This is a genomic window from Nostoc sp. MG11 (genome assembly GCF_014904695.1).
Taxonomy (GTDB): domain Bacteria; phylum Cyanobacteriota; class Cyanobacteriia; order Cyanobacteriales; family Nostocaceae; genus Komarekiella.
The window spans coordinates 1-7,518 of the sequence record NZ_JACXXN010000097.1 but is presented as its reverse complement, the minus strand read 5'-3'; the positions used below and the strand labels follow the sequence as shown (position 1 = coordinate 7,518).

At 38.7% G+C, this 7,518-nt stretch carries 9 protein-coding genes and 1 pseudogene; 4 read left to right on the top strand and 6 right to left on the bottom strand.

Annotated elements, in window-relative coordinates; genetic code table 11:
- Positions 1-169: 169 nt before the first annotated feature.
- Together HCR01_RS36210 and HCR01_RS36205 are read right to left on the bottom strand one after the other, a co-directional pair.
- Positions 170-370 carry a CopG family transcriptional regulator gene (locus HCR01_RS36210; protein ID WP_193200725.1) on the bottom strand — a complete coding sequence of 67 codons (201 nt, stop codon included), beginning with the start codon at positions 368-370 and terminating at the stop codon, positions 170-172.
- A gap of 165 nt (positions 371-535) precedes the next feature.
- Positions 536-1,168, bottom strand: coding sequence for a response regulator transcription factor (locus HCR01_RS36205; protein ID WP_193200724.1), 633 nt, complete (start codon positions 1,166-1,168; stop codon positions 536-538).
- Positions 1,169-1,405: 237 nt separating this feature from the next.
- Here HCR01_RS36205 and HCR01_RS36200 point away from each other — a divergent pair, with 237 nt between their 5' ends.
- The gene (locus HCR01_RS36200; protein WP_193200723.1) at positions 1,406-1,774 is read left to right on the top strand and encodes a hypothetical protein; all 369 of its coding nucleotides are present in this window, start codon (positions 1,406-1,408) and stop codon (positions 1,772-1,774) included.
- 125 nt (positions 1,775-1,899) lie between these two features.
- On the opposite strand, the gene HCR01_RS36195 is transcribed toward HCR01_RS36200, so the two are convergent.
- The 3 genes from HCR01_RS36195 to HCR01_RS36185 form a co-directional block, all read right to left on the bottom strand.
- A complete protein-coding gene (locus HCR01_RS36195; RefSeq protein ID WP_193200722.1) occupies positions 1,900-2,565 on the bottom strand; it encodes a pentapeptide repeat-containing protein in 666 nt (221 codons plus the stop codon).
- 41 nt (positions 2,566-2,606) lie between these two features.
- Positions 2,607-3,431, bottom strand: coding sequence for a pentapeptide repeat-containing protein (locus HCR01_RS36190; protein WP_193200721.1), 825 nt, complete (start codon positions 3,429-3,431; stop codon positions 2,607-2,609).
- Between the two features lie 272 nt (positions 3,432-3,703).
- Positions 3,704-3,937 (bottom strand): hypothetical protein, encoded by a 234-nt coding sequence (locus tag HCR01_RS36185; protein ID WP_193200720.1) that lies wholly within the window; start codon positions 3,935-3,937, stop codon positions 3,704-3,706.
- Positions 3,938-4,905: 968 nt separating this feature from the next.
- On the opposite strand from HCR01_RS36185, the gene HCR01_RS36180 reads away from it, so the two are divergent.
- On the top strand, positions 4,906-5,643 hold the full coding sequence (locus HCR01_RS36180; protein WP_193200719.1) for a class I SAM-dependent methyltransferase: 738 nt from the start codon (positions 4,906-4,908) through the stop codon (positions 5,641-5,643).
- Positions 5,644-5,778: 135 nt separating this feature from the next.
- On the opposite strand, the gene HCR01_RS39640 is transcribed toward HCR01_RS36180, so the two are convergent.
- Positions 5,779-6,003, bottom strand: coding sequence for a hypothetical protein (locus tag HCR01_RS39640; RefSeq protein WP_226890035.1), 225 nt, complete (start codon positions 6,001-6,003; stop codon positions 5,779-5,781).
- 498 nt (positions 6,004-6,501) lie between these two features.
- Here HCR01_RS39640 and HCR01_RS36170 point away from each other — a divergent pair, with 498 nt between their 5' ends.
- Positions 6,502-6,942: a response regulator gene (locus HCR01_RS36170; protein WP_320073259.1), complete on the top strand. Its 441-nt coding sequence runs from the start codon at positions 6,502-6,504 to the stop codon at positions 6,940-6,942.
- A gap of 154 nt (positions 6,943-7,096) precedes the next feature.
- Positions 7,097-7,518, top strand: a pseudogene (locus HCR01_RS36165) (2OG-Fe(II) oxygenase); the annotation flags it as partial.

Below are 7,518 nucleotides of genomic sequence, written 5' to 3'. Positions count from 1 at the left end.
GCCATTTAAATGGTTGTTTTGGGTTCATCTCTGTAGCATTTCAGTCTCTTGAAAGAATATAACACTTGCTTAGGCACCTATTTTTGCAACACAGCCACCCTCGCTCCTTTGTGAAAATTTGGGCTTTATTTGAAGTCTTGCCTGTTGATTGACCGATGTTAATATACTCTCAAGCCGCAACATTTGTATTTTTTTCTTGATTGGAATTTACTTTCACAGATACTTCTGACTCTACTTCCAAACAGCGGACTAATTCCCTAACTACATCGGTCGCTGGTCTTCCGGTCATTGCACAGTAATTCTCAAGTCTCTTCTTCTCCTCTAGGGCGAGATTTACTGTAATTCTTTTGGCTACCCATTTTTTACTCATAGCTTATTGTTACCTATAACAAATTCTTTCCCTATAGAAAAAGTATCTCTTTTCCAAAGGCTAAGTGCTGACAATAAATATAATCTAGCAAATATGCAGCAAACAGAAGGATACTTAAGACACTTAAGCAGACAGTTAAGGACTTGAGAGCAAGGTGCTTAGCATTCACACTACGCCATTTTGTTGTGCCCAAAGAGCTGCCTGAGTGTGATCGCGCACTTTCAGTTGAGATAAAATTTGGGTAATGTGATTTTTAATCGTCCCTTCAGTCAGGTAAAGCTCGCTGGCGATTTCTCGATTGCTCTTTCCCTGCCCCAGTAACCTCAACACTTCCAGTTCACGCTCGCTTAACAAAAACTCATAGTTCTGTTTCTTGGTAGAAGGATTTATTTGAGCAAACACTTTGGGGGCAATAGTCGGGACTAATTGGCTGTATCCTTGATACAGAGTGCGGATAGCAGCAGCCAACTGCCCAGAAGGAGTGCTTTTGAGTAGATAGCCTAAAGCACCAGCTTGCAGAGATTGGCAAATATATTCATCTTCATCGAAGGTTGTCAGCACCAAAATTCGTATCCAAGGATAGCGTTGATGGATTTGACGCGTTGCAACCACCCCATCACATACAGGCATTCGCACATCCATGAGAATTACATCAGGCTGTAATTGTTCGGCAAGGGCGAGCGCTTCATTACCATTACTCCCTTGACCGACTATACTTAAATCTTCTTCGAGCGATAACAAAGAAGCTAATCCCTGGCAAAACATAGTTTGGTCGTCCACAAGCAGAAGTCGAATCATTACGGAATTCTTGCCTGTATATGAAATCAAACAGTAATAAAGGTGCAGTCATCTACAATCTCTTTACAAAAGTGAATGAGGATATCTAAGTTGTTACTTAGATATCCATAGGGAACACACTAATTTACATAGGATGTTGTTCTAACATCATATTTGCTATCTACTACCAGAGAAATATTTCTAAAGATATATTTAATTCTGCTGGTGGATAGCGATTGCCTTTCGTCAAGTGCCAGAATGCTAGAGCATTCAGCGATGGAAACAGCAGCCAGCAGTCGGATTCCCTTGAGAATTTGCTATATTCGGGGAGATCCTGACCGTGTTTGCCCAGAATTTCCTATGGATATGCGACGACTTCTTAAAAAAACTGCCAAGCCGATTCGCAAAAAAACAGACGCAACCCCACCTCCTACCCAAGCGATTGAGATGCCTGAGATTCGGGATATTCCTGAACCAGTAGTTGATTCTAAGCCACATGCATATATCCAAGCATCACAATCAGACTATATTCCCGAAAGCTGTCGCCCTCTGCGCTCCCTTGGTAACTCCGGTTGGCAACCGTCTGACGTGTGGCAGGATATACGTGTGGATGATTTCTGTGGGTAAAGTGCGATGGGCAAAGCCCCGCCAAGTGCATCGCAGCTTAATTCAAAATCGACGCTGAAACCCTTTGATACGTACAATAATAGAATGCTGAGTAACTAATTTTCTAAAAATTTATGCCCGAATTTTCATTTGAATTTTGCATCTTCTATGTTAGCTCCCCAGAGATCTATTCCCAATAGAATTGCATCTGACAGGTTAGCACTAACGAGAATAGCTTGACCTAAATCTGCTCCAGTTAAATCCGCTCCTTTGAAATTAACATAGCTAAGATTAGCACCTCGGAAATTGGCTTCTCTAAGATTAGCTGATTGAAATTCTGCTCCTGTTAAAATACTGCCCCCAAAGTTGGCTCTTGACAACCAACTGCCACTAAAGTCAGCTTCAGATAGATCTGTATCTCTGAAATCTGCTCCTCTAAAATCGCTTTGGGTAAAGTCTCTTCTGCCTACGCTGTAATCTTCTATCAGTCTCAATACGGTTTCTTGCTGACAAACCTCAACTTCTTCGTCTACATTTTCCTCACTAATCCAAGGGCCATTACCGTGATATATAGAAAAGTGGTTAATTAAAGCATCTTTGCAGAATCGCCACTTCTCCGCCAATTGTCCTCCAGGCAGTTTTCCCAACCCCACCTCCTCTAATAGCATTCCTGGCTGGATGTCTAAATATAATGACGCTTCCTCTAACGTCAATATATCTTTCTGTCTAAGAGTTTGCAGTTGCCAATAATTCTGGGCAGCTTGCGGATAGATTAATTTTTGACAACATGAAGTCAGACACTTTAAAATCATTGTTGCTTAACCCATTATCAAGTTAACCAAGAGCCAAAAATTTATCTTTCACTGGTTCTAAGAAAACAAGTACGAATGAGAACAGCTTTTCTGAAATCTGTATTTTGGACTTGTGCGGCAGTGAAATCAGCATCAGTTAAATTAGCTTCACGAAAGCTTGTACCTCTACTCAAAGAGTACTTTTCGTTGCCTTTGATTGCCTGCCAAGCAAAGTAAGCACTAAACAAGACTCCGCTGACGGCTAATGCTTTGGCTACTGCTCCAGTTTTGGTTAAAGCTAAGATTGAGCCAGCTATTACTAAGGCTAAAGCTCCAGCTAATGTTAAGGCTAAACCTGCGGTTAAGTCTAAGGTTTTGGCTACAGATCTGGCTAAAGCTAAGGCTCCAACTCCAGCTAATGCTACGGTTAAGACTAAAGCTACGGACTCAGTTCCAACCCTGGAGTCTGCTAATACTCCCACTGATACTTCGGCTAAGGCTCCTGCTAATACTCCGCTGACGGCTAATGCTCCAACTATTAAACTTTGACGGACAGTTAAAGTCCAAAACAATAGAAGCAAAATTAACACAATAACGCCAGCTTGATACTTCTTGGAACTAGGATTTTCAGCAATAAGCAATCCTATAGAACCAATTAATGTTGACAATATCCCTGATATTCCTGGCAGTAACGACGAAACATATACAGACTCAATTGCTGAACAGCGTCGCAGTCCAGCTTTGGCATAGCTAAAGTTTGCACCTGTCAAATTTGCTCCACTAAAATCGCAAGAGCGGATATCTGCACCGCTAAAGTTTGCATTACTCAAATCTTGACCTTTGAAAGAACGACCGCTGAGATTCTGACCCGATAAATCTAGGAGCATAATTTATTCAAATGATTAATATCTATTAAAGTATATAATTTTTGCTCCTAACTTACTTTTGACATCAACCTACAGTCCAAGTGTAAAAACCGATTTGGTCAGGTACTCTAATGAAACGTTTGGTACGATGACCTCGTGATAATTCATTCAGCACTTTATTCTTGACCTCTCTAGCATCAGCTGCATTCAGTTCTCCATAAATTCCGGTGATTACTTCTGAGACGTTGAAAACTTTGCCGCGTTCTGTTCTAAAAAAGTAGACAAAGCATCAATTAAAATTGTCCTTCATAAGCTTTGAGCATTGGTATCTCTTTGGGCTGCGGCGTCTTTATTGGTTTATTATTTTTGCGCTTTGCTTGAGGGGATGAATTTTTAGTCTGCTCTTTGGAGAGTAAAGTCAAAGAGAGAGTAGAATATCCAGGTTGTCCTGGAACACTAAACCATTTATTACTTTCCTTGCCCTGTGTCAGCGACGATTGAACTCTACCTTTAACTACTTTAAACACATCTGGTTCTAACTCTCCATAGAGCGATGCCTAACGGCAAGGCTAGCGCCAACGCACAATAAAATCGATGTGAACACTTGTGCCAATCTCTTCTGCCAAAACGTAAACATAGAGGCAACAAGTAAGGACGTATTGTTTTTCGCGCTTTCGCGTCTCACAATAAGTGTTTCTTGCTTCTTCCTTTTTAAAAAGGAGGCTTGTGACCACTTACGGAGGGGACTTCTCAAGAGCAGCCTCCCCGGCTTCGCCAGTTTCAAGAGCCCTCCTTCTCAGTCATTTTATTATTTTAACCTCCACACACACCGCAAGTTAATCCAATTGAGCGATTATGGGAGGAAGTTAAAAGACATTTGGCAAGGGATTGCTTCGGAACTTTGGATGAGTTAAGACAATTTATCTGGAAGCGTTTAGAGAAATTAAGCACATTTATCGTTGCTTCTATTACAGGTTGGGATTTTATTCTTGATGCTTTATTTGCATCAGATTTTTCGTGAAATGGTATCACTCATCTTTTATTTCCCGACAACTCTAATAATAAAGCTGAACTATTTTCAACATTTCAGAGACTTCAATTGATACAGTTTTATCCCAGGCGCAATATTGAAAGCGACTTATCAAGTTCTTAGCGTAACTTTCTGTACGACTTATTTCACCCCTATACCTATATTTTGTGATAGGTCGAGTTAGTTCAACAGCTTTCCTAGTTAAGGGTAGCGTAGAAAATCAAACTTTTTTGTAAAATTCTATACTTTTAGTATTGTTTGTCAGGATAAACCTCTATCTTGAGAAAGATATACATACTATGCAAGCAATTATTATGCAAATAATAGCTTAATAGAATTTTGTGCGTAAAAGAATACATTGAAATAACGATTATAAAGGCAAGAGTTTATTTGTAAAAACTTTAATTTTCGCAAATAAAGTCTTAATCTAAAAGCTATTTATGATAACTTAGGTAATTTTAAACCATGAAAATTGAATACAGACAAGCAAAAGATTCTGCTCACATGATGGATTTTCAAAACTATCTGAATAAATTAGCAGTCAGTTCGGAAGTGAAAAAAATTTGTGAAGTAGGTGGTGGTGCTAATCCAGCTATTCCTATAAATATGATTGAAAAATATGGATTAAAGTACACTCTACTTGATATTTCATCAGAAGAACTAGCCAAAGCGCCGAATGAATATCACAAGATTCAAGCAGATATTTCATCTCCTAACCTGAACTTGGATGGTCAATTTGATCTGATTTTTAGCATCATGCTAGCAGAACATGTTCCTAATGGACAAACTTTTCACAAGAATACTTGGAATTTGTTGCGACATGATGGGTACGCATTACATTTGTTTCCGACTATGTATGCTTTTCCATTTATCGTTAATCAGCTATTACCAGAAAAACTGTCTAATAAACTTTTGGGAACTCTCGCACCTCACAGAATTACAGATAGTAAAAAATTGAAATTTCCAGCTTATTATAGCTGGTGTCGCGGTCCATCAAACAATCAAAAAAATAAGTTTAACAGTTTAGGTTTTAGGGTAGAAGAATATATTGCTTTTTTTGGAACTCCAGCTTACTTTAGAAGGAGTAAGCCACTTAATTTATTAGACGAGTGGGTTTCATCAATATTAGTTAAATATCCCCTGCCTCTAATTACAAGCTACGCATATGTTCTGTTACGTAAAGACGTAAGTTTAATGAATTAAAAACGTAAGGATTCAGGTGATGGGCAGGATAGCTGCACCAAATAGGCTATGGATCGAAGGTACTAAGAAAAGCGGAAACGCTTATCAATTAAGCAGTTTGTAATTGTTTGCGTAATTCGTGCTGGGGTTTGGTCATCAAGAGGTAAGCTTTAGGGCGGCGTTTGGTAACTCGTAGTTCAGGGGACGTTCAAGAGCAACTTTATGAGCAATAAGTTTCAGTAAAGTGCAATAAATGTGGAGACGTTTTTGAGAAGAAGCAGCTTCTAATTTGGGAATTCGGAACCATAATGTTTTATCAATAACAGGTAACTCATTAATCGCCAGTATCGCCGCTTTCAAGGATTCAGGCAGAAAATACACCCCAGACAACCAAGTTTCTAAGTCCAGTTTAGCGGCAAAACTTTCTAATAATCTTGAAGAAGCTGACAGCGATAAAATCCATAGCCTTGCTAAATCATCCTCCGGTATAGTTGTGTCTTCTCTTTTGGCTTAACGTTGCGAGTCTGCAATCACCGTAAACAGCTTTGTAAGGCAGTTCCGTAGGTTGTGTTGCAAAAACAGGAGCAGCAGGTGGTAGGGTGAAAGCTTGTGTCTGTTCGCTCTCGTCTTCATGTCCTCGATTACTACCAAAATGCCATTTAGGAAATAAGACTCAGGTTAGAGAAACCTGATTCACTAATATGTTTTAATCAAGTTGATAACACACTAGATGCTACTAAGCGGCTAGTTAGAGCTTAGCCACTAACAGGACTGACTCCGTTATCTACCAAGCAAATAACGGGGCAATAACGTCATGATATTAGATTTCCCATCTGTATATTCTTCAGACGATGAACAAACATAAATATCTTCCAAGGAGTGACAATTCTTGTTGTAGATAATCACCAGGGTATGCTTCTAGTAATGACCCAGCTTCTTGAAAGCTATGGAATTCAAGTACTCACGACATGCAATGCCTTAACAGGATTAGAGGTAATTAAACAAACCCCGGTGGATCTTTTAATTTCAGACATTACTATGCCCTCGAAGGATGGGTATTGGTTAATACAAAAAATTCGTTCACTTCAGCATCCACAAACTAGAGAAATTCCCGCAATTGCTTTTACTGGAAATACTGAAGATAAAGCAGATAAAAAAGCACTTGAATTTGGATTCCAAGCTTATATTCAAAAGCCTTCAACCGCTATCGAGTTAATAACAGAAGTAGCAAAACTGTTAAAAAGTAGGAAATATAGATTGGTGGGCGACTACTTGAGGTTTGAGCGTATTATCGACAAAATCTATGCAAGCTTCGTCTGATCATGGAAACGAGGTTTGACTTTTGCGGTAGTCCAACAAAGGAAAGTATGGAGGAAAATAATATTTTTTACTAGTTCTAATTATTTGTAATATTTAAGCAAAGATTAACTGTAACATTTATCAGTAGTATAAATAATATTCAATATAGATAAAAATGAGTGTAAAAAAGATTGTCAATCGCATAGGAGAAAGCTTTTGGCAAATCCCATTATTGAGTCGTAAAATTGAACTTGCTTATCAAGCATCTGTAAAAAAGCATATTGATAAACTACCTTTGCTTTCAACTCCTGATTTAGTTTTACTTGAGACTTTGAGAAGTGAAGGGATTGTTGTAACTTCATTATCAGCGCTCTCACTTCCCCTGACTCTACAAATGTTACAAGTTGCAAAAAGTTTGATAGCAGAAATTCCCCACACCATTTCTGGAAATAAAAACGAATTTGTAATTCATGCTACCTCTAAGCAAATCATCGAACACTCAGAAATTTTTTACTGGGGATTACAACAACGTTTACTTGATATTATTGAAAATTACTTATGTCTGCCAGTCGCTTATCATCATCCTTCTTTTCGTAG

Excerpts from the sequence above, each read along its gene's own strand:
- HCR01_RS36195 (WP_193200722.1), bottom strand. The coding sequence starts at position 2,565 with ATGATTTTAAAGTGTCTGACTTCATGTTGTCAAAAATTAATCTATCCG.
- HCR01_RS36205 (WP_193200724.1), bottom strand. The coding sequence starts at position 1,168 with ATGATTCGACTTCTGCTTGTGGACGACCAAACTATGTTTTGCCAGGGA.
- HCR01_RS36200 (WP_193200723.1), top strand. The coding sequence starts at position 1,406 with ATGCTAGAGCATTCAGCGATGGAAACAGCAGCCAGCAGTCGGATTCCC.
- HCR01_RS36190 (WP_193200721.1), bottom strand. The coding sequence starts at position 3,431 with ATGCTCCTAGATTTATCGGGTCAGAATCTCAGCGGTCGTTCTTTCAAA.
- HCR01_RS36180 (WP_193200719.1), top strand. The coding sequence starts at position 4,906 with ATGAAAATTGAATACAGACAAGCAAAAGATTCTGCTCACATGATGGAT.
- HCR01_RS36210 (WP_193200725.1), bottom strand. The coding sequence starts at position 370 with ATGAGTAAAAAATGGGTAGCCAAAAGAATTACAGTAAATCTCGCCCTA.